Source organism: Ensifer sp. EB106-05-01-XG146, from assembly GCF_058791875.1.
Genome location: NZ_JBYTDX010000002.1, coordinates 916,987 through 940,801, shown reverse-complemented (window position 1 = coordinate 940,801; position 23,815 = coordinate 916,987). Strand labels below are relative to the sequence as shown.

Sequence of the window (23,815 nt, the reverse complement as noted above, 5' to 3'; positions counted from 1 at the left end):
TGTGAGGAAACATTTGATATGACCGTCAAACGCATAGACATACGATCGGCACGAACAAACCTCGAAGTGCACGCCGACCAGACCATTCTCGACGCTGCGCTCGCCGCCAAGCTTCCTTACCCCCATGGCTGCAGATCCGGGCGGTGCGGCGCTTGCAAGTCTCGGCTGATCGAAGGCGAGGTGGAGCTTCTCCAGCATTCGCCCTTCGCCCTCACCGACGAGGAGAAAGCCGGCGGTCTCATCCTTGCCTGCCGGGCGCTTCCGGTAACGGACACCGCCGTGGCATGGCTTGGAGGCGGCGAAGAAGATGCCGTCCAAACGCCCCAACGGCTAAGCGGCATCGTTACGCATCTGGAGGACCTCACGCACGACATCAAGCTGGTGCGCATCGATGCGGAAGATGGGGGCAGCTCTCGTTTCGTCGCTGGACAATATGCGCAGGTGAGTTTCGACGGGGTCCCCGCCCGCAGCTATTCCATGGCCAACCGGCATGGCGACGGCCGGGTGGAGTTCCACATTCGCCACGTGGTCGGCGGAGCGACCTCGCAATATGTGCACGGCGCTCTGAAGGCCGGGGACAAGGTGACGCTCGAATACCCGATGGGATCCTCCTATCTGCGGGAGAACCACTCCGGCCCGATCCTGTGCATCGCCGGCGGCTCCGGCCTCGCCCCCATCAAATCGATCGTCGAAACCGCCCTTGCCCACGGCCTGAAGCAGCCGATCCATCTCTACTTCGGCGCACGCAGCGAGCGTGATCTCTACCTCGTCGATCATTTTCGCGCGCTCGCCGAGTGGCACGCCAATCTCGTCTTCCAGGCCGTGTTGTCGGAGGCGGATTCGGCAGGATACCGCCGTGGATTCGTGACGGAGGCAGTGGCCGAGGATCTGTCTGACCTCGACGGATGGAAAGCCTATGTCGCCGGCCCGCCGCCGATGGTGGATGCGGCAATGGAGGTTGCGTTTGCGCGCGGCCTGAACCGCTCAGACATGCATGCCGACGTGTTTTTCACGCCCGAGCCGGCGGAATAGCCGCTCTCGGGCGCAAAATCGGCGGTGCAACTGCTTCATCTCAGCCTGGCGGAAGCTCAGCGAAACTGGGCGCCCGTCAGTTCCTCCATCTGCGGCCTTCGGATCCTGACCTTGTCGACGTTGCGGCCATCCAAGGCGACGACTTCATAGGTCAGGCCACCAAAGCTGACGCTTTCGCCCTGGTTCGGCAGGTGTCCGAGGCGCCAAAGAACGAGGCCCGCCAGCGTGGAGTAGCGGTCGGCCTGATCCACGAGATCGACCTCCAGCAGTTTTGAGACATGCCGGATATCGATCCACCCGTCGACGAGGAGCGCTCCGTCTTCCTCGCGCTCGACCGTCAACTGATCATCATCATCGTCGGCAAAGTCGCCGGCGATGGCTTCGAGCAGGTCTGTTGGTGTCACCAGGCCTTCCATCGAGCCATATTCGTCAAGGACGATCGCGACCTGAAGGGGAGACTGGCGCAACTGCTCAAGCAGGCGCAGCGCGCTGACGGTTTCATGCACGACCAGGGGCTGGCGAAGGGATCGGCTGAAGTCGATCTTGCCGGTCTCGAGCAGGTCTCTCAACAGGTCTTTCGCCAGCGCGACGCCCAGGAACTCATCGAGATTGCCGCGTCCGATCGGGAAGCGCGAATGACCTGTTTCGATGATTTTGCGGCGCAACTCGTCGTCACTCTCCTCGATATCCAGCCACTCGACATCAAGCCTCGGGGTCATGACCGATTTTGCCGGGCGCTCTGCAAGTGTCAGTACGCCTTCGATCATCTCGTGCTCCACCGGCGTGAACAGTTCGTCCTCCGTCGCCCGCTCCGCGATGACATCGGCCGTTTCGCCGAGCGACGTCTCGCTCTTGCGTCGACCGAGGAGGGAGAGAACGGCATTTGCCGTACGCTCGCGCAAGTCACCCGTCGTCATGAAGCGTTCGCGGTTGCGGCGTCCGATCTGGTTGAAGGCCTCGATCAGCACCGAAAAGCCGATTGCCGCATAGAGGTAGCCCTTGGGGATATGGAAACCGAACCCTTCGACGATCAAGGAGAAGCCGATCATCATCAGGAAGCCGAGGCAGAGGATGACGACGGTCGGGTGTTTCGACACGAAGGCCATCAGTGGTTTGGACGCAAGCAGCATCACGCCGACGGCGACAATGACCGCGATCATCATCACGGAGAGATGCTGAACCATCCCGACGGCGGTGATGACGCTGTCCAGCGAGAAGACGGCATCGAGGACGACGATCTGCACGAGGACCTGCCAGAAGACCGCATGCTCCACCTTGCCTTCCTTGTGACCGGCATGGCCCTCGAGGCGCTCGTGCAGCTCCATCGTCCCCTTGAACAGAAGGAACAGGCCGCCGAACAGAAGGATCAGGTCGCGGCCGGAGATCTCAGCGCCGAGCACTGTGAACAACGGAGTGGTCAGCGTCACGATCCAGGCGATCGAGGCAAGCAGGACGAGACGCATGCCCAGCGCCAGTCCGAGGCCGATCAGTCGGGCTCTTTCCCGTTGATGCTCTGGAAGCTTGTCCGCGAGGATGGCGATGAAGACGAGGTTGTCGATACCGAGCACGATCTCGAGAACGATGAGGGTGGCGAGACCCGCCCAGGCGGCCGGATCAGACATCCATTCGAACATCATTGGGTTTAAAGGCCAGCCCTCAAGGCAAGGCCAATCCTTCTATTGTTGATGGGAAAAGAAAAAACGTCGCCCGCCCGTCTGGTCGACGGTTGCGGGCGCAAAGTAGGTGACCGCGAAACCGCTTCAGCGGAGCCGCGCTTGTGGGGTCTGATGAACGTTGGTCAGGGTCGGCGTCGTCAGGCATGCCGCGTGGTCCGCCTTGTCGGATAGGCCATGGAGCGGGCGGCAAACAGCAAGCCGAACTCCGCCCATCCTGCGCGACCGACAAGGTGGCGGGTCGTCGTGACCGGATGGGGGACAGGCGGTGGGCTTGGTGCAGCTGGGATCATGAGAAAGGGTTGGCTCTGAGGGAAGGCTGGCTTCCGGGGGAGGGGGACTGTCCCCGGAAGCCAAAAGCGGCGTCAAATATCTTCGTCGCCGCCGAAATCCATGTCGTCAACGGGCGCTTCCGGCTCCGGGGCAGGGGCGGCTGGTTGAGCGGCCTGGGCCTCGTTACCACCCAACATGCCGGCAATCGCATTGCCGAGCAGGACGCCACCGGCGACGCCCATTGCGGTCTGCGCGGCGCCCGCGAGGAAGCCGCCGCCGGTGCGCTGTTGCATCGGCTGGCCGTAAGCCTGGCTCTGGTTGCCCCATGGCGAGCTCGGGGCCGCACGGCCATACCCGGCCTGTTGTGGCGCCGGGCGCTGAGGGGCAGCGTTGCTGCCGAACATCGAGGAGAAGAAGCCGCCGCGCTGCTGGCTTTGTGCGGTGTGCGCTTCCAGTTCTTCGATACGGCGTTGAGCCGCCTCCAGTGCCTGTTCCTGTACGACGATCGTCTGCGCCATGTAATAGGGCGCGCCCGGCTGCTGGCCTATCCGCTCTTTTATGAAGCGGTCGGCTTCCGCGTCGCGCGGAGCGGATTGGCGCTCCGCCTGGGCGAGCTTGGAGAACAGGCCGTCTATGGCCTGTTGATCATTGCGATCCATAAGATATGTCCTTGATATCGGCGACTGTTACTCTTCGCGCTGGCCGGTGAAATTCAGCAGCAGCTGGAAGATGTTGACGAAGTTCAGGTAGAGCGAGAGAGCGCCGAAGACCGCCAGCTTCTGCTGGGATTCCTGGTCGAAGTTGTCGGCATACTGCTCCTTGATGTTCTGCGTGTCCCAGGCGGTCAGACCGACGAAGACGACGATGCCGATCACCGAGACGGCAAACTGAAGGGCGCTGGAACCGAGGAAGATGTTGACGATCGAGGCTATCATCACGCCGATCAGACCCATGATCATGAACGAACCGAACTTCGCGAGGTCCCGTTTCGTCACATAGCCGTAGAGGCTCGTCGCTCCGAACATGGTAGCGGCGATGAAGAAGGTGCGGGCGATGCTGGCGCCGGTGAAGACCAGGAAGACGGAAGCGAGCGACAGGCCCATAACGGCGCAGAAGGCCCAGAAGGTCATCTGTGCCGAGGATGCCGACATCGAATGCATCTTAAAGGAAAAGAAGAAGACGAAGGCGAGCGGCGCCAGCATCACCACCCATTTCAGCGGCGTGGAGAAGATCGGCACGTAAAGCGCCGGCGTGGTGCCGACGATGAAGGCGACAAGGCCCGTCACGACGAGGCCGAGGCCCATATAGTTGAAGACGCGCAGCATGTGCTGGCGAAGGCCCTCGTCGAGGGCGGCGGCCGAAGCCTGACTCATGCCGCCGAAGCGGTTCTGGTTCTGATACATGAAGGTTTCCTCAGTAAAGTGAGTTCTTGAGAAGCTCGGCCTCGTCGCTGAGGCCGATGCCCGGCTTGCTTGAAACGACGGCATAGGCAACCTCGCCGACCTGCCACCAGGCAGCCTCGGCATTGGAAAGGTTGAGGTCCTTCACGGGTTCGACCGCGAAACGACCGGGCCTGCCGGCGAAAAGTGAAATGACCGTGCCCGCATCGGTCTTGACGCTCATCTCGACACTGGGTCCGAATTCCGAGGGGAACACCTGGACATCGACGACGTTCCAGCCCTTCGGGAGCTCCGGCATGACGATGGCGGTCGCGGCACGAATGTCGTCCCGGTCATAGGTCTGAACCTCAGGCTGCGACGGCATTCCAGCCCTGACGACCGAGGTCTGATGGGCGCGGATGGCGTGCTCCACGAAAGCCGGCGGATGGGCCGAGGCATTGACTTCGCTCGGGCCGACCGCCGAATGGGCAATCCACCCGACTGACACCATCAAGCCGACCGCCGCAACCTTTTGCAGCGCGTTCCAAACGCGCGCATTCGCAAGCCCAGAAGAAAGGCGCCGGGCCGCCTCGCGCGTCTCTGGACGACCGGCAACGACATCCGACGTCATCGCCAGTTTGAGCGTGGTGCGCATGCCGAGGTCGGCCATGACGCGCGCCGCCGCATCCGGATTCCTGGCAAGCCAGGTCTCGACCCGCAGCCGACCGGTTGCGTCGAGCTGATTGTCGATGTAGGCGTCGAGATCGCCATCGGTAATCGTATCGACGTCAGTCATTGTCGCCTCCGACAAGCTTCAGATGGTTAGGCTTCCTCCGTCCGCTTTCGAAATCTCTGAGCGCTGCTCGTGCACGGGAGACACGCGACATCAAGGTCCCGACGGGGATGTCGAGTATGTCGGCGGCCTCCTGGTAGGAGAGATCTTCGACAGCAACCAGATGTAGGGCTTCGCGCTGCTCCTCCGGCAGCAGCATGAACGCCTCGCGAACCTGAGCGAGCCGGACGCTGTGTTCCTGGTGGGCCGGGTAGGATGACACGGCTTCCTGCGCCGTCTGGCTGTCACGCTGGCCGCGCGACATCGCCGATCGTACGCGGTCGATATGGGCGTTGCGAACGATGGCGAAAAGCCAGTTTCGAAGGTTCGCTCCCGACCGGAACGTCGAGCGCCGCTCGTAGGCTCTCACCAAGGCATCATGAACGAGATCTTCTGCGTCAGGCGAATTGCGCGCAAGCGAACGCGCATAGCGCCGCAGCGCGGCCAGCTGCCCAATAACGTCGAAAGCGCCTTTTTTCGATTCCATACCCGCATATACGGAGCCGATGCGATTTCTCATCCATCGTCGACGAAAAAAATATCATTCAGCCGGATGCAGCAGTTTCAGAGTGCATGCCCGCTGGCAACACCGAAGCGCGCCTGCGCTGGCTATAGGGGCGGCGAGCCGCACCCGCGCCGCGCTCTATGCGCTCGCAGCAAACGCTTCGAGGGTCGCGGCAAGCAGCATACGGGCACCTTCGATGGAATGCGCGGGCTCGACATATTCCGCTTCGTTGTGGCTAAGCCCGTCGCGGCAAGGCACGAAGATCATGGCTGCCGGCGCGACACGACTGACGAACAAGGCATCGTGGAAGGCGCCGGAGAGCATACGCTTGGTCTTCAGTCCGAGCGATGCGGCAGCGCGATCGAGGCAGGCGAGCAGGTCGTCTGAAAAGAGGGCGGGCGGCATGTCGAAGATTTGCCGCGTTGCGCTCTGGCAACCGTTGGCTTTAGAGGCGTTGTCACATGCCTGCCGGACCCGCTCTTCCAGGTAGTCGATGGCGTTGGTCTCCGGGTGGCGCAGATCGACGGTGAACGTGACCGACCCCGGAATCGAATTCACCGAACCTGGTTCGACTGCGAAGCGGCCGACGGTAAAGCGTGCGCGCGGGTCGCCCGGCATGGCGCTCCTATACAGTGGTTCAAGCGCGGCAACGGCCGCGGCCATCGGGTCGCGCCGGAATTCGAGCGCCGTCGTGCCCGCATGCGCTGCCTGCCCATCGATCCTGACCTCCAGCCACCGCGTGCCCTGGATGCCATAGACGATGCCAACCGGTATGTTCTCCCGTTCGAGCGACGGGCCCTGTTCGATATGAAGCTCAAGGTAGCCGGTGATTGGGAAGCCGAGCGGGCGCATTTCGGCTTCCGGCAGGGCTTTCAGTGTTGCCTCCAACTCATCGACGAACAACGCTCCGTCGCGGCCGCGAAGATCGGACCAGGCCTCGGGGATGGCACCGGCGGCAAACGCCATCGATCCCATCGTGCCGGGGGCAAAGCGGCTTCCTTCCTCGTTCGTCCAGGCAACGACCTCAAGCGGAAAATCAGTCTCAATGCCAGCATCTTCGAGACTTTCCATCACCTCAAAGGCCGCCAGGGTGCCGAGCGCTCCGTCAAAGCGCCCACCGGTCGGCTGGCTGTCGAGGTGGCTGCCGATCACGAACGGCGGCCTTTGAGGAAAAAGGCCCTCCCGCCGGATGAACAGGTTTGCCATCGGATCCTGGAAGACGCGGAAACCGCGCGCAAGCGCGAGTTCCGCTAGCAGCCGGCGGGAGCCCCGATCTTCCACCGACAAAGCCTGCCGGTTGACGCCCCCGGCCGGCGTCCCGCCGATTTTTGCGAAGTCATCAAGACGCTTGAGCAGGCGCTTGCCGTCCACTGTGGTGCGAGAGGTCATAGTCGTTCCCAAATGTCGCCTTGATCAGACGTAGGCTGCGTCATGAAAGGCGATTTCCAGTTGCTGCGCTCGCCCGAAGATAGCGCTCAGGCGTTTGCGCTCGGAAGCCTCGAGCGCGTCGCCGGCAACGTCGAGTTCTTGCTTCAGCCACTTCGCCTGAGCCGCAAACTCATCATCGGCGTGCATTTCGACCCATTCCTTCAAATGTGGATCGGCAAACGATGAACGGGCGGCCCTTTTCGACCAGGTCCAGTACATCCACTCGGCCGCAAACATGGCAGCGACGGTATCGAGGAAACCGCCGTTGCGGGCGATGTCCAGCATACCCGTTCGGAAAGCATCGACCTCGGCAACATTGAGATCATAGGCGCCGGGATCGATATTGCGTTCGGCAAAAATCCGTTCGAAGTAGGCGATCTGCTGGTTGGCGAGCGCATCCAGAACGGCAATCAGCCAGCGCTTCTGTTCGATCGTCTCGGCCTTCGCCGCCGCAAAGGCGAAGATCGAGATCGCGGTTTCGACGAAGGCCCCCTCATAGACGAGATAGCGTTCGAAAACCTGCGGGGACAGGCGCCCCATCACGATGTCCTCGACGAAGCGATGGTTCACCATGGCTTCGAAGACGGTGGCGTTTTCCCGCAGGATCTGTTCCGAAAGCGTTTCAGCCGCCATCGTCACGCCTCCAGCGCGGGTTCGGCAGCGGCGCGGAAAGCCTTAACCCGCTCGATATCGACCGGGTTCCACCAGACCCCGCCCTGCTTCAGAGACGAGGCGACGATCACGCCGTTGGTGCGCTTGAGGATTTCGACGATGTTGTCCTTGGTCACGCCCGAGCCGACCAGAAGCGGTAGGTGCGTCGCCGAGCCGATCTCCTCGATCTCCTCGATGGTTGCCGTATTGCCGGTGCGCTGACCGGTGGCGATCACACCGTCGGCGTCGAAGAAGGCGAGGTCGCGCGTCAACTCCTGGATCGATCGGTCGGCCACGATGGCGTGGGCGCCGTGCTTCACATGGCTGTCGGCAAAGACCTTGATGTGCTCGGCACGCAGCAGCGAACGGTAGCGCATCGCTTCTGCGGCCCGCCCCTCCATGAAGCCTTCGTTGGCGACATAGGCGTTGGCCCACTGGTTGACGCGAATGAACTTGGCGCCGCCCGCCATGGCGATGGCAAAGGCCGGGATCGGCGCATTGGCAAGGACGTTGATGCCGAGCGGCACACCTGTCGCCCGCGCGATCCGGTCGGTGACGACCGACATGAAGGCTGCCGTTTCGTGGCCGATATCTTCCGGCTTGGAGAACGGCACGTCGCCATGATTTTCGATCATCAGGCCATGCAGGCCACCCTCGACCAACGCCTCGGCGTCACGCATGCAGGCATCGTAGATAACAGACATATCGGCACCCCGATAGCGCGGCGCACCGGGGAAGGCCGGGCAATGGATCATGCCGATCAGAACCTTGTCAGTCCCAAATATTTCCCTTATGGCGCTTGTGGACTTGTCAGATATTTCCTGCATTTCTCTCCCTTTCGAAGGTATGTTCATGCACGCTTACGTAATCGGTAATGTGACGGTGGACGAGACCATCGCCGTGTCGGAAATGCCGGCCGCGGGCGCATCGATCCACGGTAGCCAGCGGTCCCGGGACCTCGGTGGCAAGGGCGCGAACCAGGCTGTTGTCATGGCCCGCACCGGCCTGCCGACGAGCCTTGTCGCAGCCTTCGGCGACGGCTTTCGCGCCGACATGATCCGCCAGCATCTGGCAAGCGAACCGGTGGTCAGCAGACTTGTGCCGGTCCTCGGCAAGTCCACCGACTTCTCGATCGTGCTGACCACGCCGGATGGAGAAAACGTCAACATCACGACCACCGACTCTGCCCAGAACCTCACGCTTGCCGACGCCGTGGCAGCGCTGGCCGACGCGGTTCCCGGCGACCTTGCTGTGCTCCAGGGAAACCTGTCGGACGAAACGACGCGCGGTGTCCTTGAAGCTGCGCGCGCCCGCCACATGATCACCGCCTTCAATCCGTCTCCCTTGCGTCCTTATTTCAGCACCCTGTGGCCCTTGGTTGACATTGCTTTCCTCAACCAGGGTGAGGCGCAGGCAATGACCGGTACCAGCGGCGAAGAGGCTGCCCGCAAGCTGCTTGCGGCCGGCGTTCGCGAAGTCGTCCTGACCTTCGGCGGCGACGGAGCCATGCTCGTCACCGCCGAAAGCAGTGTCCGGATCGGCGCCGTCGAATGCGACGTCGTCGACACGACAGGCGCCGGCGACACGTTCATGGCGGTGGCGCTCGCATCCGCCGCACTTCGTGGCACTCGCCTCGATCGCACCGCGATCGAACATGCAACGCGCGCCGCCGCCATCACTGTCAGCCGTCCCGGAACCCGTTCGGCGTTTCCATCGATCGAGCAGTTGCAAGCGATCCTGGCCGCGCGCTGAGGCTGCCCCAGCACGCGCTCCTCGCTGCGGTTAGCGCTCCGTTGCCGTCATCCACCCAAGGATGTTCTTCCAGAGGCGGCCGTAGCCCTCCCACTCGCAGAATGCCGGCGACAGCCAGTGGGGGCCGATATCGGACGTCCAGGCGGCGGTGCGCCCCTTGCCGAAACCGCCAAGGACGAGCAGCGGGTGTCCGCCCTGATCTTCGGGAAGCCGGGCGACGACCTCGGCTCCATCGCGAACCTCCACTTCATTGACGCCGAGAAGCAACGGCCAACTGCCCGAAAGCCCCGCCATGGTCGGATGGTCCGGCTTGACGACGTCGGCAACCGCGCCCTCGGGAATCTCGACGCGGTCGTCATAGGGAAGGCACGTCACCGGAAGCGTGTCTTCGACAGCCGTGCGGCGCCAACGCGCCTTACCGTCGATACCCTGGAAGGAGAAGTAGCCGCCGACCATCAACAGCGCTCCGCCCTTTTCGACCCAAGCCTTGATGAGCTTCAACCGGTTCGGAACGGTGCGCGAGTGCAGCCATACGGCCGGCGGCAGCAACAGCGAGTTGGCGCCGATATCCGACAGGATGATCGCATCGTACTGGTCGAGGCCTGCCATTTCATAGGGGAACTGGTCCACGGCGTCGTGTGCGGTCATGTAGGTCAGCTCGAACTCGCTGTCCTTGAGCACCTTGACGAGCGGTTCCGCGCCCAGATGGAAGGTCACGCTGCCGAACTGGTCGAAACCCTTGTAGTGGGTGGCGGAGCTTACCCAGCTCTCGCCGACGAGAAGCACTTTCTTTGTCATGGTCTATCCGTCTGTCTTGAATTGCGTTGGGAGCCGATATCAGGCCCCGGTTCGGAATACCGAGCGGGGGTTGTCCCGCATCATTCTGTCGAGCGCGCCGTCCTCCAGCCCGTGTCGTTTGAGACGCGGCAGGAAGTGGCGCAGGACGTAGGCATAGCCGTTGCCTCCGTAGTGGCTGAGCATCATCTTCAGGAACACATCGTGCGAGAGCAGGATGCGGTCCATGTGGCCAGCGTCCACCAGCCTGGCGATCGCTCGTGCTGCCTCTTCGTCGCTCGGGCACTGTACCTGTTGATCGGCATAGAAGAAGTCCATGCCGATCATGTCGTATTCGATGAACGCACCGCGTTCGGCGAGCTCGCTTTGATAGGCGAAATCGTCGTGGGACGGGTTCATGTGACAAAGCACGGTGTGGCGCAGATCCGCCCCTTCCTCGGCGACGACATCGAGCACCCGATGGCCGAGCCGGAACCAGCCCGGCAGGTGCACCATCAGCGGCAAACCGGTCCGGACCTGCGCCCGGGCGGCCCCACGCAGGGACTTCTCCTCGGCCGGAGTGAAATCGGAGGAGACGCCGATCTCGCCGATCAGTCCGATTTTCACGCCCGTGCCGTCGACACCGTCGATGGCCTCGCGGACGATGCCGTCGGCGATCTGGTCGACGCTCATGTCGGCGACCTCGGCCGGATGCGAGGAGGCAAGATAGTATCCGGCCCCCATCACGATATTGAGACCCGTCGCCTTGGAGATCCGCCGTAAGGCGAGGGGGTTTCGACCGATGCCATTGCAGGTAGGTTCGACGACTGTACGGCCGCCTGCGGTCGCGAAAGCCTGCAATTCGGCGATAGCCAAGGGTTCGTCGTCGAGCGTAATGTTGTGCTTGTTAACGAAGGGGTCCTGGCGCAGTTCGCCGAGGATCTCCATGCAGACGAAGCCTTCGGCGAGATACTGACGCTCCTTCGTTTGCGGTGCGTTCCACCAGCAGCGGCAATCGTTGAGGATATGCTCGTGCATCAGTGTGATGCCGAGTTGATTCGCGTCGATCGCGCCGTTCACCGTCATCACCTTGCCGGACCGCACATGTCCTTCTGACAGTTCCTTGCTCATGACGGTCATCTCTTGCCGCCGAAGCGAAAGTTGGCGGTGAAGATCCGGGTGTTGAGCCAGATCGCAACGAGAATGATCGCGCCGGTAACAATCTGCGTGAAGAACGGCGAGATATGCATGAGGATCAGGCCGTTGCCGATGACCGCAATCGTCATCGTGCCGAGCACGGTCCCGAGGATCGTGCCGCGCCCCCCCATCAGCGATGTCCCGCCCAGCACTACGGCGGCGATAACCTGAAGCTCGAAGCCGACGGCCGCATTCGAAGAGCCGGAGCCGAGGCGCGCGGCGATCAATAGGCCAGCAAGGGCGCAGGCAACGCCGGCGATCATATAGACCGAGGCGATCACCCATTTCGCCGGCATGCCGACGCGGCGAGCCGCTTCCATGTTGGACCCGACGGCGACGACCTGGCGGCCGTATTTGGTGGAGGATATGACGACATAACCGGCGACCGCGACCGCAACCGCGATAAGCGCAGGCATCGGAACGCCCAGCAATTCGCCGCGGCCGAGCATGAAGAAACCGGGAGCGTCCTTGATCGGGATCGAGTACCCTTGCGTCAGATAGAGCGCCAAGCCGCGCAGGATCGACAGGCCGGCAAGTGTGACAATGAAGGCCGGAATACCCTGATAGGCGGTGAACCATCCCTGCACGAAGCCGAGAAAGGCGCCGAAGAAGAGCATCGCGACGACGACGAGAGGCCAAGGATAGCCCATGGCCAAGACAATGGCCGCAACCGCATTGACCAGGGCGACCTGCGAGCCGACAGAGAGGTCGATGCCGCCGGTGATGATGACGAGCGTCATCGCAACGGCGACGACGAGAATCGGCGCTGCCTGGCGGATGACGTTCAGAATGTTGCCGAGCGTCATGAAGGTATCGGTCGTGGCCGCGAAAAAGACGACGCAGGCCAGGAAGAAAAAGGCGATCGACAGGACCTGGGCGTTTTCCGAAAGGAAGTCTGCCGCCGGCGAGCCTTTCGCACGTTCGGTATAGGCCGTCATTGCTTGGTTCCTTCCCCGACGATCAGCTTGACGAGGTCTTCCAGGTTGGTCTTGCCGATTTCGCGCTCGGCGACCTTGGTGCCTTCGTACATCACGGCAATGCGGTCGCAGACACGGAACAGGTCTTGGAGACGGTGGGTGATCAGGATGACCGAGACGCCCTTTGCCTTGACGCGGTTGATCAGCGCGAGCACGGCTTCGACCTCCGCCACGGCGAGCGCCGAGGTGGGCTCGTCCATGATCAGGACTTTCGGATTGAACGAAGCGGCGCGCGCGATCGCGATCGCCTGACGCTGTCCGCCCGAGAGCTGAGCGACCTTGCCGGTCAGACGCGGAATGCGGATTTCCAGCGCATCGAGCATCTTGCGTGCTTCCTCGAGCATGGTCCTCGTATCGAGGAATGGCCCTTTGCTGATTTCTCGACCGAGGAAAAGATTGCCGACCACATCGATGTGGTCGCAAAGGCTCAGGTCCTGAAAGACCATTTCGATATTGCGGTTACGGGCGTCCGCAGGTCCTGAGAACCGAACCTCTTCGCCTTCCAGCGTAATGGTCCCGCCATCGGGAATGTAGGTGCCCGAGATGACCTTGGTCAGCGTCGATTTGCCGGCGGCGTTGTCGCCGACGAGGCCAAGGCACTCGCCGGGATAGATGTCGAGGTCGACGCCACGCAGCGCCTGGTGCGATCCGAACGTCTTGACGATCCCTTTGAGGGACACGCGGGGACTGACACCGGTGCGGGAGGGCAGAGCCCCCCCGACACCAGCGACAGCGGGAGGATGCTGTCTTTCAGTCGTCATCATTTGAAGATCGCCCGATATGGCTCGACGTTGTCCTTGGTGACGATCGTTACCGGCACGGCGATGGTCTTTTCGACGCTGCCGCCGTCGGAGACCTTCTTCAAGGCGTCGACGGCAGCGGCACCCATGGCAGCCGGGTCCTGCTGGATCACGGCGGTGACGTAGCCGGCGTCGATGCCGGCGATCGCCTGGGCCGTCAGGTCCCAACCGAAGACCTTCACGCTATCCTGCTTGCTCTGGCTTTCGACCGCGGCGATGGCACCCATCAGGGCCGGCTCGCCGGTCGCATAGATTGCGGTCAGGTCGGGATTGCCGGTAATCAGGTTCTCGGCGGCAGCGAGCGCGTTGTCCTGCACGTTCTGTCCATCGACGACGCCGGCCGAGCTGATACCGTCGACATCCTTGATGGTCTTTTCAAATCCCTCCTGCCGAACGTTCTGAATGAAGGAGTTCAGCGCGCCGACGACACCGATCTTGGCTTTGCCATCGGCGTTGGCCTTGATGTAGTCGAGGAAGAACTTGCCCATGTCGGCGCCGGCCGTGGCGTTGTCGACGCCGATCTGCGCCTTCTGCGGGCCTTCCGGAAGGATCGCATCGATGGCAACGACGGGGATCCCGGCTTCGGCTGCCTGGTTGACCGCCGGCATGATGCCGTTGACGTCGATTGCGACGACGGCGATGCCATCGACCTTCTGCTGAATGTAGGTTTCGATCGCACTGTTCTGCGCGGCCGGGTCGTTGTTGGCATTGAAGATGACGAGCTTCGCGCCGGCAGCGTCAGCCGCCTTCTGCGCGCCTTCGTTCATCTGATTGAAGAAAAGCGCCTGCTGGTTGATTTGCACGAGCGCAAAGGTCTTTTCGGCGGCAAGGGCCGGCGAGAGAGCAGCGCCGAGGGTCGTCAATGCCGTGAAACCAAGCGTGGCGACTAAAGTCCTGCGTTTCAAATTCCAGTTCATGTTCTCATCCTCTGTTGGTTCTCCATTGCGTGATTTATCGTTTCGCAGGCGGAGCAACGGATTTCCGCACGACGATTTCGACTGGCAGGAGCTCTTCGACGAGAGCCTGTTTGCCCTGCCAGTTTGTTTCGAGAAGAAGGGAGAGGGCACGCCCGCCGATCGCGCGGACCGGCTGGCGAATGGCGGTCATAGGCGGACCGAAAAGATGGAGCGGGCCGACGTCGTCAAAGCCGATGACCGAAACATCGTCCGGGATCGAAACCCCCTGGTCCCGGAAGACCTCGATCATGCCGATGGCGATTTCGTCCGAGCTGGCGAAGATCGCCGTTGCCGGGCGACCTTCCTCGATGAAGCGCTTCGCCGCCTGCCGACCGAAGGCCACGGTGTAGTCACCGGCGTATTTTAAAAGACGGATATCCTCGCCGAACGCATCGCGCAGCGTCCGCTCAAGACCGTTGGAGCGCCGACGCGAACTGATCATCGCTTGCGGGCCGCCGACGAACAGCACATCCCTGTGCCCGAATTCCGCCAGATGCCGGCCTGCGAGCGCTCCGCCCAGCTCGTTATCGCAGAAGAGCTTGGGCGCCTGCGCGCCGGGAACGTCTTCGTCGGCGATCACGACTTTGCCGGTGCGGTTTATCAACGTGGCGAGTTGACCGTCGTCCGGGTGGTTGGTGACGAAGATCAGGCCATCGACGTGATTGCGTTCGATCAGCTGGAGATAGGCGACCTCGCGACCGGCCCGGTTCAGGGTGGCGTAAAGCGAGACGGCAAGCCCGCGGGTATCCGCCTCTTCTTCGACAGCTGCCACGAGCGTCGCGAAGAAGGGGTTGGCGATATCGGGAACGACAAGACCGATCGTCTCGGAACGACCGCGGCTGAGCCGGCGGGCATGCGGGTTGGGCTGGTAATTGAGGTCGCGGATCGCATCCGAGATCCGCTTCTTCGTTTCGAAAGGCAGGTCGAGCGATCCGTTCAGCAGGCGCGAGACCGTTGTCACGGAAACACCGGCAGCTCGGGCTACATCCTTCAGACCTGTGACGCGTCGTGTGGTCACCTTGGCTCCATCCCCTGCCGTTGTAAACCGATTTACTAAAACGCTTTACAATAAGATTTCGACTTTCGTGTTCTGTCAAGAGACTTTCTCTGACACGAGGTCGGTGCGCCTATGGGGCCACGGATCGAGGCTCGGCCTGGGGCCGATTGGCGGCGGCGAAAAAGCCGCAAGGTCAATGCCGTTTGCACCTGAGAAAGCAGCATCTTGGCGCCGCGAGGCGGGAACAAATCAGGAGCTGATCGATTGAGAGATCATGAAAAACAAGGTTCCATTGGCGGCGCTGATGCTGCTATCCCCCGCCGCGCTGGCCAATGCCCAGACGCTTCAGCCAGACGCCATCGACGGTGCATCGATTACACCCACATTGTTGGAACGGACGACCGAGACCTCGGACAAGCCAGACCCCGCCATCGTCCGGCTCCAGGTGCTTCTCGATCGGGCGGGGGCGTCGCCCGGTGTGATCGACGGTTTCGCCGGTGAGAATGTCGCCAAGGCGATCGCCGCCTTCGAGACCATGCAAGGCCTGTCCGCTGACGGAACATTGGACGCCGACGTCATCGGGCGACTGCCGGAGCAGACGACGGTGGTCGAGCCCTACGTCATCTCCGAAGACGATGCTCAAGGATTGGTCGCTGAGATCCCCGAAGACTACTCCGAGCAGGCGAAGATGGCTCAGCTCGGATACACGAGCGTCGCCGAGAAGCTGGCGGAGCGCTTCCACATGGATATCGATCTTCTCAAGGCGCTCAATCAGACTTCGGCGTTCTCGGTCGGTGACACGGTTTCCGTTGTGAACCCAGGTCCATCGACGCAGGGAACGGTCAAGCGCATTGAAGCGCACCGGCGCACCGGTCAAATCGTGGCACTTGGCGCCGACGATACGCTGATCGCAGCCTATCCGGCAACGATCGGCAGCCGGGAGACGCCATCTCCTTCGGGAACGCACAAGGTCAAAGGCGTCGCCCGAATGCCGCCCTATGTCTACAATCCCAAGATCAACTTCAAGCAGGGCGACAACCGAAAGATCTTGACCTTGCCGGGCGGTCCGAACGGTCCGGTCGGCACGGTCTGGATCGATCTCTCGAAGCCCACCTACGGAATTCACGGCACGCCGGAGCCGTCGATGATCGACAAGTCGGGATCGCACGGATGCGTTCGCCTGACCAACTGGGATGCGGAGGAGTTGGCGGGGATGGTCAAGCCTGGCGTGATTGTCGAGTTCGTCGACTAAGGTAGCGAAGACGTTTAGGAATTTCTGAACGGGCAAGAAGTCGAAACCGGCCACCGATCACGCGGTGACCGCTCGCGCAATTCCCATGTCGAAGCTTCAGCGGATACGCGTCTGAACGCGCACGATGTTCATCTGGAGCTCGTGGCTGGTTGCCTGTCTACCGAGCATCTTGATCAGGCGCTGCTCTTCGGTTTTGTGAATACCGGTCCGCCGGCAATAATCCGCGACGTCCCAGATATGTCTGATCTGGGAGTTGGCGACTGTTCGAACATCCGCGTGTTTCATTCCGTGCCTCCCCTAACCCAATACAACGTTTGGAGGCTGGTTTGGTTCCGCCAGGATGCGTTCCTGGCGGCTGTGGGTGCGTTCGTACCGATCCGTCGTGTATGGGCGCCAGCTACAAGGTGCAAAGCGATCGCGACGTCGGGGTCAGCCGAGAAACCTCGATCCTTCGCCAGCACTGGCTATCCATTCGAGGAAAGACCTCACTGGTCCATCTGACGTCCTTGTTCAGTTGCTCCCGATGCCGTGAAAGGCCGTCGTCGTCCTCATGCATTTCAAACCAGATAAACACCGTTTCGCCCTCACGGACGGGGAGCCTCGGGAAGGCGTTTGCGCTGCGTTCGGTAACGAACACCGCGTCGATGCGAGCACCGGCGTCTTCGAGGATCGGCAGTGCCTCGGCGATGAAGAATGCAGCGAAACGGTCCTCCGTGCCGGGCGCCAGCGAGCAAAGGTTCACGGTGACGACACCTCTGGTCGATTGTACCTCTTGCTCCCTTGCAAGGTTGTGAGGAAACGGCTGCGTGCCAGCGACAGGCTTGACCAGCAACACATTGTCCGAGTTGAGCATCGTCTCGTTGGCGCGAGACCCATGGTCCTTCCAAACCGGGCCCGAATAAAAGGCCGCCAACGCGTCGGTTCGCGTTTGCATATCGGCAAAGGAACGTACCCAGACGAAGGCGTCGGGATCGTCGCAGTCGCGGAATTCGCCTTCAAGACGCATTCCGAGCGCTTCCTGCGGTTCAACGAATTCGCGGTCAAACAAGTCGATCAGGCGATCCCTTCCGCCGGGATGAAGTCGGTAGCGGCGAAGTTCGTAAACGGCGTGCGGTTCCATGAATCCTCCAAAACAGGTCAATTGTCCTGTTTCTAATAACAGGTTGATCGACCTGTTTTGTCAAGGCACTATGGCGAACGATTTTTCAGGCGGCGGTCATGAGCGAACACAAAAGAACCAACGATCCTCAAGCGGTGCGCCGCAGGATCGTCGATGCGGCCTACCAGGCCTTTGTCACCCAAGGATATCTCGCGACGGGAATGCAGGAATTGCGCGCGAAGGCATCCGTCTCGGGGGGCGCTATGGCGCATCACTTTCCGGCCAAACGGGAACTTGGATTGGCGGTTATCCGCGACCGCGTCGCCGAAGCGGTGCGGCAAACGTGGATCGACCCGCTGCGTATCTCGAGCGATACGCCCACAGCAATCGATCAGATCTTCACCGAGATCATCAGCGAGCTCTCCGAAAACGGCTCCGTCTCCGGCTGCCCACTGAACAATATGGCGATCGAAGTCTCCAGGCATGATGACGAGATGCAGCAGGCGCTGGGTGCAATTTTTGAGGCTTGGGAAGAAGCGCTCGCAGCGCGATTCCAGGAAGACATCCGCCTGAAGCGCGTCGCAGGCATTCAACCCGACAGCCTCGCCACCCTGATCATCGCCGCCTATTCCGGCGCGATGGCGATGGCAAAAGCCAATCAGCACACACGTCCGCTCGTGAACTGTCAGGCGGAGATCGCAGCACTTCTCGCGTCGAAATACGTCTAGGCTGGGTCCGCTCGGCTCCCTCGTGGGGAGGCCGCTGCTCCGGATTATCCGCAAATGTTGGGGGTGTGGGCGACAGCTTGAGATGCTAGAGGTGCTCATCGGGAAGGGGCACTCCAGTAAACAGGAGACTTCTCGATGAGCAGAACTGCCATGAACGCCCTCGGACAACCGCTCCATTACAGCGGAAGTTCGACCGCATGGTTTTCCGCAACCGGATCCGGGTCCACGCTCTACGGAACTCCCGGCAACGATTCGATCTGGGGCGACGGTTCCGTCGATGTGACCATGTTCGGCGGCACGGGCGACGACGTCTACTATCTCTATTCATCGACGAACCGGGCCGAAGAGGCACCCGGCGAAGGGATAGACACGATCGATACCTGGATGAGCTACAGCTTACCGGAGAACTTCGAAAACCTGACCGTCACCGGTGACGGTCGACACGCCTTCGGCAACAGCGCCGACAACATCATCACCGGTGGCTCCGGCAGCCAGACCATCGACGGACGCGCAGGCAATGACGTGCTGGTCGGTTCCGGAGGCGCTGATACCTTCGTGTTCGAGCACGGCAACGGCAGCGACCTTGTCACCGACTTCAGCTCCAACGATAGCATTCGTCTCGACGGATACGGGATTACCTCGTTCGAAGAGGTGCTGGCGAATGCAGGCCAGCAGGGAGACGATCTCCGCCTCCATCTCGGCGATGGAGAAAGCCTGATCCTGGCCGATACGACAGCCGACCAACTGCAGGAGGGCCAATTCCAGTTGAGCCTGGACCGATCCGCCCTGACGCAGACCTTCTCGGACGATTTCGACACGCTTCAGCTCACCGACGGCACGGGCGGCATCTGGGATGCCAAATACTGGTGGGCGCCGGAAGAGGGGGCGACGCTCTCGGAAAACGGTGAGCTGCAATGGTACGTCAATCCGAGTTACGGGCCGACCGCATCGGCTAACCCGTTTTCGGTCGAGGATGGTGTACTGACGATCACCGCAGAGCGTGCACCGGACGCAATCCAGTCGGAGATCGGCGGCTATGACTACACGTCCGGGATGTTGACGACCTATTCGTCCTTTGCGCAGACCTACGGTTACTTCGAGATGCGGGCCGACATGCCGGACGATCAGGGCGCCTGGCCCGCTTTCTGGCTGCTGCCCGCCGACGGCTCCTGGCCGCCGGAGCTCGACGTCGTCGAAATGCGCGGGCAGGACACCAACACCGTCATCACCACCGCCCATTCCAGTGAAAGCGGCGAGCACACGATCGTCAGAGACGGCGCGCAAGTCGCCGATACCGACGGGTTCCACGATTACGGCGTGCTTTGGACGGAAGACGAGATCGTCTGGTATTTCGACGATACCGAGATCGCCCGCGCCGATACCCCCGCGGACATGCACGAGCCGATGTACATGCTCGTCAATCTCGCGGTCGGCGGAATGGCCGGCACACCCGATGGCGATTTTGACGACGGGTCGCAAATAAAGATCGATTCCATCGAGGCCTATGCGCTGGACGCCGACTGGCTGATCTAGGCGGAGAAGCACGAAGGGGGCCGGCAGCGTCCGGGCTGCCGGTCCCGGCCTGTCGGAGCCGGAACGTTCGCCGTTCCAGCTCCGCAACAGGGCTAGTCCGCGATATGCGTGAGCCAATGGCGCGGCTTGTTGTCGGCGAGCTGAGCGACCTTATCGATCTTGTTGCTCATCACCCAAGCCATTGGCTGTTGGTGCAGCGGCAGCATGATGATCTCGTCCTTGACCATCTGCAGTGCCTTGGTCTGCAGATCGAGCCGCTTGGTCCGATCCATTTCGGTCGATGCCTGGATGATCAGCTTGTCGATATCAGGATAGCTCCAGCCGCCCCAGTTGAAGACGCCCGCCTTGTCGCTCCTCGTCTCGATCATCTGAAGCAGGATCGAGTAGCTGTCGAGCATCGGCTCGTTTGCCCAGCCGATGATGTAGACATCCGACAGACCGCCCGTGCGTTTGGGCGCCTGTGCCGCCGTCGGGCCGATGTCGAGTTGCGGCTTGAAGCCGGCGCGGCTCAGCATGTTGACGATGCTCTGGCAAAGCTCCTCTTCGTTGACATAGGCCTCGTTCGTGCAGACGAGCGTGAAGGGGAGATCGCTTGCGCCGGCCTCGGCGAGCAGCTTTTTCGACAGTTCGGGATCGTACGGCACGACCTTGTCCAGTGCTTCGACATATCCCGGGATTTCCGGCGCAACGATCGCACCCGCTGTCCTCGACTTGCCGCGCATGACCCGCTTCTGGATGAGTTCTGTGTCGAGCGCATGGGCGACGGCCTGGCGGACACGCAGGTCGTTGAACTTGTTGTCGACGCCGTCGGCCAGTTTCGGTTTGCGGTTGAAGCCCATCATGATGGTGCGAAGGTCGGTGCGCTCCATCACCTTCAGGTCCGGCTGCGCGACAAGGCGCGGAAGATCCTGCGCCGGCGCATTCTCAGTGAAGTCGATCTCGCCTGACAACAGTGCCGCCACGCGTGTCGCGGCTGAGACAATCGGCGTAAACTCGATGCGATCGATGTTGGACTTCGCCGGGTCCCACCACTCGCCGTTCTTGACCAGAACGGTCTTGCTGTCGGGCGTGCGGCTCTCGAGCTTGAACGGACCCGTGCCGTTGGTGTGGTAGGTAGCGTAGCCTTCTATCTTCTTGCCGACATCCGTCGGCTTCAGCGAATTGTTGTCGGCGAGCCACGTGGCGTCGAAAATGTGGATGTTCGTCAGGTCGTTCAAGAGCAGCGGATAGGGGCCGGTCAGTTCGATATCGACAGTGCGGTCGTCGACCTTCTTCGCCGACTTGTATGCCGGGAGGTTGCCCCGCAGCGGAGATGCCGGATCGCTGACCCGCGTCAGCGAGGCGATCACGTCATCGGCCGTGAAATCAGCGCCATTGTGGAACTTGACGTCCTCGCGCAGATGGAACCGCCAGACCGTGTCCGATACCGTTTCCCAGGAGGTCGCCAGGGCCGGCTCGATCTTCAGGTCGGCGTCAAAGCGCACGAGCCCTTCATAGACGTGATTGAGGAAAGACAGCGTGTAGCTGTCGCCATAGGAATAAGGGTCGAGCGAGTAGATATCGCGCGAAGAGCCCCATTTGAGCGTCTCCGCGTGAGCAGCCGCGGAAAGCGCCGTCGACATGGCGGCTGCGAGGATCAGTTTCTTGAGCATTCTGCTGTTCTCCTTTGTTGAGGTCACCGGCCCCCTTGAACGGGGAGCTTCTATTTAAGAGGCAAGGACGGCTCACAGGCCGTCCATCTCGCCGCCCGACAGGGGCGGCCAGTGGCGTGATCTGCTGTTGCGCGGCATGACCTTCTCGGTCGTGTCGATCACCGCAAAGACCTTCGGCGGCCTATGCGGGAATCTTGATCAACTGGCGTTCCTGGACGGCGATGCACCCAAGCGAAAGCCTCCTGGCGATGCTTGAAGCACCAAGTCCCGTTGTCGATCGGCGGTCATTCGATGGCCAACGCCAAGCATCAACTCGAACAGGGGCATATCTCTGCGCCGCTTCATGGAGGCGGTTCAGAAACCCGAGGTCGGTGGTTGGACGCCGCAATGGCGATCGAATGAGGAGATGTCAGGCGAGCCGGCCCGGCGGTGCGGGCTCGTACGTGCGGCATTGCGAAAAGTCGTGCGAGTACGCGGTCTTCTGGAGCCCTTGCATCAACCTGCTCCTCCCTAGCTCGTTGCTGCTAAGCGAAACCATCGCACGCCAAAAGTATTTGTCAACGTCTTTGTCGACAATCTTGAATACGATTATAGCGACAATCCAAATGACCGATTGATCTGCACAGGCGCGAGCAACATTGTGGGCAATGGAGAGGACGCCTTAGCCCAAGGTACGCTACGGCCAGCTCGATAGGGAAAGCCACAAGCGGTCAACCTGTCACTTCGCCACGGAGGCCTGCTCGCTGCCGCCGCAAAGACTGTCGATGCGGGCGCGAACCCGGGCGACGCCCTCGGCAATGCTTGTGCTTGGAATGGACGAATATCCCATCCGGAAGTAGCGGCAGGGCTGGTCGCTTCTGGGGAAGAAGGGCGAGCCGGATTCGACCAGCACGCCGTCCTGCCGCAATTCGCTGACCAGCCGGTCGGCATCGAGCCCTTCCGGTCCCTCCATCCAGAAGGACGTGCCGCCGAAGGTCGAGGAGCCTGCGACTTTCAGGTTCGCCCTACGCAGTGACTCGGCCATGATTACGTGGCGCTTGTGATATTCGGTCCGCATCCGGTGGAGCACGGCGTCATAATGGCCGAGCGCCAGGAAATAGGCTGCGGTGCGCTGAAGGTGTCCGGGCGGGTGGCGCAACATCAGCGAGCGAAGCGCACGCGCCTCGCGAATGAAGGGGGCTGGCGCCACGAGGTAGCCGAGCCGAAGCCCGGGAAAAAGCGATTTCGAGAAGCTGCCGATGTAGAGCACCCGGCCTGACGGATCGAGCGCCTTCAGCGCCGGGGAAGGCGGAGCGAGGTAGCTGATCTCGAACTCGTAATCGTCCTCGACGATGACGAAATCCCGTTCTTCCGCAGCCTGCAGCAGTTGCGTACGCCGATCCACTGGCATAGTCGCGCCGGTCGGCGAGTGGTGGCTCGGGGTCACGAAGACGGCATCGACGTTTTCCGGCAAGGCATCCGGTGACAGGCCCTCGACATCGACATCGACGGTGGTGACGTCGGCGCCGCTCAACAGCAGCGAGGCGCTGATATCGGGATGGCAGGGGTTTTCGCAGACGGCGGCGGAGCCCTTCTCCAGGATCAGACGGGTCACGATCCAGAGCGCATTCTGCGCGCCGACGGTGACGAGGATTTCGTCCGGCGTGGCGTGGATGCCCCGGCGCGGCAGCGTGCGCGAGCAGATGTAGTTGACCAGCCGCACATCGTCGGCCGCGGCAAAGTCGCTCGCCATCAGCACGAAATCCTCTCGCGCCAGAGCCCGGCGGGCACAGTCGCGCCAGGCATTGAGATCGAACAGTGTTGGGTCCATCTGGCCATAGAGGAAGGGGAATGGATAGCGCCGCCAGTCCAGCGGCTTGGCGACCTGGCGCACGACGCCAAAGCTCATCTTGATCTTGCGGCTCCAGTCGATCGGATTGGAGCCGGCGGATGGGCGCTCCCCTTCCACATCCATGCCCGGCGGATTGCCGGAGATGCGATAGGAGCTGCGGTTGACCGCCTCGACATAGCCCTGGTTGATCAGTTCCTGATAGGCGAGTGTCACCGTGATGCGCGATATTCGCAGATAGTCGGCGAGCTTGCGGCTGGATGGCAGATGCGCGCGCGGCTGCACCCTTCCGGCGAGCACGGCCGAAACGACCGTCTCGCGCAACTGCGCCTGCAGGCCGATCCCACTGTCGCGATCGATGAAAAAAATGGTTTCGGAAACGTTCATCTGCACGACGCCTGCTCCCCCGACGGCGCTAAACTGGATCTATTCAACTTCCAGACTGGATATAACGCAAGCCGGATCTCGGCCTTATCGTCATCAGCAAGACCGGAGAA

23 protein-coding genes are annotated in these 23,815 nt (G+C 61.7%); 5 read left to right on the top strand and 18 right to left on the bottom strand.

Annotated elements, in window-relative coordinates; genetic code table 11:
- The first annotated feature begins 18 nt into the window (after window positions 1-18).
- Window positions 19-1,032, top strand: a complete 1,014-nt coding sequence (locus tag AC3WVQ_RS24425) for a 2Fe-2S iron-sulfur cluster-binding protein (RefSeq protein ID WP_060521146.1) — start codon at window positions 19-21, stop codon at window positions 1,030-1,032.
- A gap of 56 nt (window positions 1,033-1,088) precedes the next feature.
- Here the strand turns inward: AC3WVQ_RS24425 and AC3WVQ_RS24420 are convergent, their stop codons facing one another.
- The 8 genes from AC3WVQ_RS24420 to AC3WVQ_RS24385 all read right to left on the bottom strand — a co-directional run bounded on the left by AC3WVQ_RS24420 (window position 1,089) and on the right by AC3WVQ_RS24385 (window position 8,600).
- Window positions 1,089-2,669, bottom strand: coding sequence for a TerC family protein (locus AC3WVQ_RS24420; protein ID WP_268087656.1), 1,581 nt, complete (start codon window positions 2,667-2,669; stop codon window positions 1,089-1,091).
- Window positions 2,670-3,070: 401 nt separating this feature from the next.
- A complete protein-coding gene (locus AC3WVQ_RS24415) occupies window positions 3,071-3,637 on the bottom strand; it encodes a DUF2076 domain-containing protein (protein WP_060582271.1) in 567 nt (188 codons plus the stop codon).
- A 27-nt stretch (window positions 3,638-3,664) separates the two neighbouring features.
- On the bottom strand, window positions 3,665-4,381 hold the full coding sequence (locus tag AC3WVQ_RS24410; RefSeq protein ID WP_034790478.1) for a Bax inhibitor-1/YccA family protein: 717 nt from the start codon (window positions 4,379-4,381) through the stop codon (window positions 3,665-3,667).
- A gap of 10 nt (window positions 4,382-4,391) precedes the next feature.
- Window positions 4,392-5,153 (bottom strand): anti-sigma factor family protein, encoded by a 762-nt coding sequence (locus AC3WVQ_RS24405; protein WP_060529058.1) that lies wholly within the window; start codon window positions 5,151-5,153, stop codon window positions 4,392-4,394.
- Window positions 5,146-5,676, bottom strand: a complete 531-nt coding sequence (locus AC3WVQ_RS24400) for a sigma-70 family RNA polymerase sigma factor (protein ID WP_060529059.1) — start codon at window positions 5,674-5,676, stop codon at window positions 5,146-5,148. Before AC3WVQ_RS24400 ends, AC3WVQ_RS24405 begins: the two co-directional genes overlap by 8 nt.
- A 156-nt stretch (window positions 5,677-5,832) precedes the next feature.
- Window positions 5,833-7,083, bottom strand: a complete 1,251-nt coding sequence (locus tag AC3WVQ_RS24395; protein WP_492383077.1) for a Zn-dependent hydrolase — start codon at window positions 7,081-7,083, stop codon at window positions 5,833-5,835.
- Window positions 7,084-7,107: 24 nt separating this feature from the next.
- Window positions 7,108-7,755, bottom strand: coding sequence for a TenA family protein (locus AC3WVQ_RS24390; protein ID WP_112976886.1), 648 nt, complete (start codon window positions 7,753-7,755; stop codon window positions 7,108-7,110).
- 2 nt (window positions 7,756-7,757) lie between these two features.
- Window positions 7,758-8,600 (bottom strand): BtpA/SgcQ family protein, encoded by an 843-nt coding sequence (locus tag AC3WVQ_RS24385; RefSeq protein WP_112772383.1) that lies wholly within the window; start codon window positions 8,598-8,600, stop codon window positions 7,758-7,760.
- Window positions 8,601-8,625: 25 nt separating this feature from the next.
- Here AC3WVQ_RS24385 and AC3WVQ_RS24380 point away from each other — a divergent pair, with 25 nt between their 5' ends.
- Window positions 8,626-9,525 (top strand): ribokinase, encoded by a 900-nt coding sequence (locus tag AC3WVQ_RS24380; protein ID WP_060610860.1) that lies wholly within the window; start codon window positions 8,626-8,628, stop codon window positions 9,523-9,525.
- A gap of 30 nt (window positions 9,526-9,555) precedes the next feature.
- Here AC3WVQ_RS24380 and AC3WVQ_RS24375 read toward each other — a convergent pair whose 3' ends face one another.
- From AC3WVQ_RS24375 to AC3WVQ_RS24350, 6 genes are read right to left on the bottom strand one after another with little or no spacing between them, the layout of a single operon-like run.
- Window positions 9,556-10,323, bottom strand: a complete 768-nt coding sequence (locus AC3WVQ_RS24375) for a glutamine amidotransferase (RefSeq protein WP_060521153.1) — start codon at window positions 10,321-10,323, stop codon at window positions 9,556-9,558.
- Window positions 10,324-10,362: 39 nt separating this feature from the next.
- Entirely contained in the window at window positions 10,363-11,430 is a 1,068-nt protein-coding gene (locus AC3WVQ_RS24370) for a phosphotriesterase family protein (RefSeq protein ID WP_492383076.1), read from the bottom strand.
- Between the two features lie 5 nt (window positions 11,431-11,435).
- A complete protein-coding gene (locus AC3WVQ_RS24365) occupies window positions 11,436-12,434 on the bottom strand; it encodes an ABC transporter permease (protein WP_492383075.1) in 999 nt (332 codons plus the stop codon).
- Window positions 12,431-13,234 (bottom strand): ATP-binding cassette domain-containing protein, encoded by an 804-nt coding sequence (locus tag AC3WVQ_RS24360; RefSeq protein WP_492383074.1) that lies wholly within the window; start codon window positions 13,232-13,234, stop codon window positions 12,431-12,433. Before AC3WVQ_RS24360 ends, AC3WVQ_RS24365 begins: the two co-directional genes overlap by 4 nt.
- The gene (locus AC3WVQ_RS24355) at window positions 13,234-14,190 is read right to left on the bottom strand and encodes a substrate-binding domain-containing protein (RefSeq protein ID WP_060521156.1); all 957 of its coding nucleotides are present in this window, start codon (window positions 14,188-14,190) and stop codon (window positions 13,234-13,236) included. Before AC3WVQ_RS24355 ends, AC3WVQ_RS24360 begins: the two co-directional genes overlap by 1 nt.
- 34 nt (window positions 14,191-14,224) lie before the next feature.
- Window positions 14,225-15,247 (bottom strand): LacI family DNA-binding transcriptional regulator, encoded by a 1,023-nt coding sequence (locus AC3WVQ_RS24350; protein WP_090427740.1) that lies wholly within the window; start codon window positions 15,245-15,247, stop codon window positions 14,225-14,227.
- A gap of 253 nt (window positions 15,248-15,500) precedes the next feature.
- On the opposite strand from AC3WVQ_RS24350, the gene AC3WVQ_RS24345 reads away from it, so the two are divergent.
- Window positions 15,501-16,478 (top strand): L,D-transpeptidase family protein, encoded by a 978-nt coding sequence (locus tag AC3WVQ_RS24345; RefSeq protein ID WP_112772382.1) that lies wholly within the window; start codon window positions 15,501-15,503, stop codon window positions 16,476-16,478.
- 96 nt (window positions 16,479-16,574) lie between these two features.
- Here the strand turns inward: AC3WVQ_RS24345 and AC3WVQ_RS24340 are convergent, their stop codons facing one another.
- Together AC3WVQ_RS24340 and AC3WVQ_RS24335 are read right to left on the bottom strand one after the other, a co-directional pair.
- The gene (locus AC3WVQ_RS24340; protein ID WP_034790447.1) at window positions 16,575-16,763 is read right to left on the bottom strand and encodes a hypothetical protein; all 189 of its coding nucleotides are present in this window, start codon (window positions 16,761-16,763) and stop codon (window positions 16,575-16,577) included.
- A gap of 112 nt (window positions 16,764-16,875) precedes the next feature.
- Complete coding sequence (locus AC3WVQ_RS24335) at window positions 16,876-17,598, bottom strand: NIPSNAP family protein (protein ID WP_112772381.1); 723 nt, start codon at window positions 17,596-17,598, stop codon at window positions 16,876-16,878.
- Window positions 17,599-17,696: 98 nt separating this feature from the next.
- Between AC3WVQ_RS24335 and AC3WVQ_RS24330 the strand changes: the two genes are divergently transcribed.
- Both AC3WVQ_RS24330 and eglC read left to right on the top strand, forming a co-directional pair.
- Complete coding sequence (locus tag AC3WVQ_RS24330) at window positions 17,697-18,305, top strand: TetR/AcrR family transcriptional regulator (protein ID WP_090297348.1); 609 nt, start codon at window positions 17,697-17,699, stop codon at window positions 18,303-18,305.
- Window positions 18,306-18,440: 135 nt separating this feature from the next.
- Entirely contained in the window at window positions 18,441-19,838 is a 1,398-nt protein-coding gene (gene eglC / locus AC3WVQ_RS24325; protein WP_492383073.1) for an endo-1,3-1,4-beta-glycanase EglC, read from the top strand.
- A gap of 92 nt (window positions 19,839-19,930) precedes the next feature.
- Here the strand turns inward: eglC and AC3WVQ_RS24320 are convergent, their stop codons facing one another.
- Together AC3WVQ_RS24320 and pdxR are read right to left on the bottom strand one after the other, a co-directional pair.
- Window positions 19,931-21,490, bottom strand: coding sequence for an ABC transporter substrate-binding protein (locus AC3WVQ_RS24320; RefSeq protein WP_034790432.1), 1,560 nt, complete (start codon window positions 21,488-21,490; stop codon window positions 19,931-19,933).
- 718 nt (window positions 21,491-22,208) lie between these two features.
- Window positions 22,209-23,705, bottom strand: coding sequence for a MocR-like pyridoxine biosynthesis transcription factor PdxR (gene pdxR / locus AC3WVQ_RS24315; RefSeq protein WP_060521160.1), 1,497 nt, complete (start codon window positions 23,703-23,705; stop codon window positions 22,209-22,211).
- Window positions 23,706-23,815: the final 110 nt, after the last annotated feature.

What these genes read in the sequence shown, in the direction of transcription:
- AC3WVQ_RS24425 (WP_060521146.1), top strand. Translation starts at nt 19, where the DNA reads ATGACCGTCAAACGCATAGACATACGATCGGCACGAACAAACCTCGAA.
- AC3WVQ_RS24420 (WP_268087656.1), bottom strand. Translation starts at nt 2,669, where the DNA reads ATGATGTTCGAATGGATGTCTGATCCGGCCGCCTGGGCGGGTCTCGCC.
- AC3WVQ_RS24415 (WP_060582271.1), bottom strand. Translation starts at nt 3,637, where the DNA reads ATGGATCGCAATGATCAACAGGCCATAGACGGCCTGTTCTCCAAGCTC.
- AC3WVQ_RS24410 (WP_034790478.1), bottom strand. Translation starts at nt 4,381, where the DNA reads ATGTATCAGAACCAGAACCGCTTCGGCGGCATGAGTCAGGCTTCGGCC.
- AC3WVQ_RS24405 (WP_060529058.1), bottom strand. Translation starts at nt 5,153, where the DNA reads ATGACTGACGTCGATACGATTACCGATGGCGATCTCGACGCCTACATC.
- AC3WVQ_RS24400 (WP_060529059.1), bottom strand. Translation starts at nt 5,676, where the DNA reads ATGGAATCGAAAAAAGGCGCTTTCGACGTTATTGGGCAGCTGGCCGCG.
- AC3WVQ_RS24395 (WP_492383077.1), bottom strand. Translation starts at nt 7,083, where the DNA reads ATGACCTCTCGCACCACAGTGGACGGCAAGCGCCTGCTCAAGCGTCTT.
- AC3WVQ_RS24390 (WP_112976886.1), bottom strand. Translation starts at nt 7,755, where the DNA reads ATGGCGGCTGAAACGCTTTCGGAACAGATCCTGCGGGAAAACGCCACC.
- AC3WVQ_RS24385 (WP_112772383.1), bottom strand. Translation starts at nt 8,600, where the DNA reads ATGCAGGAAATATCTGACAAGTCCACAAGCGCCATAAGGGAAATATTT.
- AC3WVQ_RS24380 (WP_060610860.1), top strand. Translation starts at nt 8,626, where the DNA reads ATGCACGCTTACGTAATCGGTAATGTGACGGTGGACGAGACCATCGCC.
- AC3WVQ_RS24375 (WP_060521153.1), bottom strand. Translation starts at nt 10,323, where the DNA reads ATGACAAAGAAAGTGCTTCTCGTCGGCGAGAGCTGGGTAAGCTCCGCC.
- AC3WVQ_RS24370 (WP_492383076.1), bottom strand. Translation starts at nt 11,430, where the DNA reads ATGAGCAAGGAACTGTCAGAAGGACATGTGCGGTCCGGCAAGGTGATG.
- AC3WVQ_RS24365 (WP_492383075.1), bottom strand. Translation starts at nt 12,434, where the DNA reads ATGACGGCCTATACCGAACGTGCGAAAGGCTCGCCGGCGGCAGACTTC.
- AC3WVQ_RS24360 (WP_492383074.1), bottom strand. Translation starts at nt 13,234, where the DNA reads ATGACGACTGAAAGACAGCATCCTCCCGCTGTCGCTGGTGTCGGGGGG.
- AC3WVQ_RS24355 (WP_060521156.1), bottom strand. Translation starts at nt 14,190, where the DNA reads ATGAACTGGAATTTGAAACGCAGGACTTTAGTCGCCACGCTTGGTTTC.
- AC3WVQ_RS24345 (WP_112772382.1), top strand. Translation starts at nt 15,501, where the DNA reads ATGAAAAACAAGGTTCCATTGGCGGCGCTGATGCTGCTATCCCCCGCC.
- AC3WVQ_RS24340 (WP_034790447.1), bottom strand. Translation starts at nt 16,763, where the DNA reads ATGAAACACGCGGATGTTCGAACAGTCGCCAACTCCCAGATCAGACAT.
- AC3WVQ_RS24335 (WP_112772381.1), bottom strand. Translation starts at nt 17,598, where the DNA reads ATGGAACCGCACGCCGTTTACGAACTTCGCCGCTACCGACTTCATCCC.
- AC3WVQ_RS24330 (WP_090297348.1), top strand. Translation starts at nt 17,697, where the DNA reads ATGAGCGAACACAAAAGAACCAACGATCCTCAAGCGGTGCGCCGCAGG.
- eglC (WP_492383073.1), top strand. Translation starts at nt 18,441, where the DNA reads ATGAGCAGAACTGCCATGAACGCCCTCGGACAACCGCTCCATTACAGC.
- AC3WVQ_RS24320 (WP_034790432.1), bottom strand. Translation starts at nt 21,490, where the DNA reads ATGCTCAAGAAACTGATCCTCGCAGCCGCCATGTCGACGGCGCTTTCC.
- pdxR (WP_060521160.1), bottom strand. Translation starts at nt 23,705, where the DNA reads ATGAACGTTTCCGAAACCATTTTTTTCATCGATCGCGACAGTGGGATC.